Source organism: Mesorhizobium sp. M7A.F.Ca.ET.027.03.2.1 (assembly GCF_003999175.1).
Classification (GTDB): domain Bacteria; phylum Pseudomonadota; class Alphaproteobacteria; order Rhizobiales; family Rhizobiaceae; genus Mesorhizobium.
Window position 1 is genome coordinate 1 of sequence record NZ_RZOM01001173.1, and the last position, 1,803, is coordinate 1,803.

Consider the following 1,803-nt stretch of genomic DNA (forward strand, 5'->3'; position numbering starts at 1 on the left):
TGGCTGAACTGGTCAAGAAATCCGGCGCCGAATCGGTCGACATCCTGCGCACGCGCATCAAGCAGGCGATGGAGGAAATCCGCGCCGGCTACGAGAAGAAGTAGCGGAAATGGTCTAGGCCGGCTCGTTGCTGCCGGCGGCCCTGAAGCCTGGAAATCCCGATTTGGCCTGCGATTGCGCTCGCGGCGTGGCACGATTGCGGCCGAAATCGGCGGAACGGATTCGCGCCGAGCGAATTGACAGAGGCCGTCAGTTCGTGGTCCGGAGGCTCTGGAAGCGATCGGGAAACCAGGAATGAACGAAATACGGCCTAAAACGCCGCCGACCTACGAGCAGTTGAGGACGATGGCCGGGCTGGAACTCGGCGTGTCGGAGTGGACGACGGTCGACCAGAACCGCATCGACCAGTTCGCTGAATGCACTGGCGACCACCAATGGATCCATGTCGACCCTGAAAGGGCGCGGCGGCAAAGCCCGTTCCGCACGACGATTGCGCATGGCTATCTGACGCTGTCGATCATCGGCGCACTGGCGCTCGGCATGGGCATCGTGCCCGAGAACACCCAGGCTGCCTTCAATTATGGCTTCGACAAGGTGCGCTTCCTGGCACCGGTCAAGGTCGGCGCGCGCATCAGGCTGCGCATCACGCTGCTGTCCATGGAGGACAGGGGTCCCGGCCAGTATCTCATGAAGGCAGCCAATACGGTCGAGATCGAAGGCGAGGAAAAGCCTGCCTTGACGGCTGAAACGCTGGTCATGCTCTATGAACGCCGCAAGCGGGCAGGCGCCTGAGCCTGTTTGGGAATTCTACTCTCTGAGCGGTGTGGCGCGTCACGAACCCCTGGATTCCGTGCGGCCTGCGGCGCGGGCAGAGAGCAGCGCGAAGACCAGCGCGATCAGCGCCAGCACTGTCGCCGTCTGAAATGTGACCTGCATCCCCCGGGCGGCCTCGGAACTCAGAAGACCAATGCTTTGGTGCTTTTCGGCCGATGCGACGGCGAATATGGCACCCATCAACGAGGCGCCGGTGATCAGCCCGAGATTGCGCGAAAGGTTGAGCAGGCCGGAGACGACGCCGCGCTGGCCGGCACTGATGCCGGCCATGACGGCTGCATTGTTGGATGTCTGGAACAGCGCGTAGCCGATGCAGGTGACGGTGATCGGAACGACATAGCCGGCAATGCCGAGCGTCACCATGGCGAGCGACAGCAGGAACGTGCCTGTCGTGAGGCTGAGCAGGCCGGCGACCATCATCTTGTGGGCGCCGAAGCGATCGGTCAGGCGTCCAGCCACCAGCGCCGACAGGGCCGAGACAAGCGGCCCGGTCGACAGCACGAGGCCGACCATTGCGGCATCGAGCCCAAGTCCTCGCGAAAGATAGAACGGGGCAACCACCAAAGTCGCCATCATTACCGTCGCGACAACGAGGCTCATGGCGAGGCTGGCGCTCAGCTGGTAGTCACGGAAGCTTGCAAGCTGGATCAAGGGGTTTTTCACACTCGCCTGCGCGGCGGCGAAAAGAAAAACACCGATGCCGGCAGCGACCAGCAGGCCGACGTTGAGCGGTCCGAAATTGCCTCTACCAAGCGTCATGGCCAGCGCATAGGCGGCCAATGTCAGGGCCAGCAGGGCAGTGCCCATGACATCGAACGTGCCTCGGTCGGCCTGCGCTGTCTTGCTGCGCGCCGGCAAGGCACGCCAGGCGAGAGCGAAGGTGAGCACACCCAGCGGGACATTGACGAGGAAGATCGCGCGCCAGCCAAAGCCGGCGATCAAAAGGCCGCCGAGCGAGGGGCCAAGTGT

2 protein-coding genes and 1 pseudogene are annotated in these 1,803 nt (G+C 63.3%); 2 read left to right on the top strand and 1 reads right to left on the bottom strand.

All coding sequences use genetic code 11. The features are described from left to right. Nucleotides 1-104, top strand: a pseudogene (locus tag EN750_RS41125) (phasin family protein); the annotation flags it as partial. Between the two features lie 190 nt (nt 105-294). Further along, nucleotides 295-792, top strand: a complete 498-nt coding sequence (locus tag EN750_RS32575) for a MaoC family dehydratase (protein ID WP_027039056.1) — start codon at nt 295-297, stop codon at nt 790-792. Between the two features lie 39 nt (nt 793-831). Here the strand turns inward: EN750_RS32575 and EN750_RS32580 are convergent. Further along, nucleotides 832-1,803: MFS transporter (locus EN750_RS32580; RefSeq protein ID WP_127399138.1), on the bottom strand; the 972-nt coding region annotated here is incomplete at its 5' end.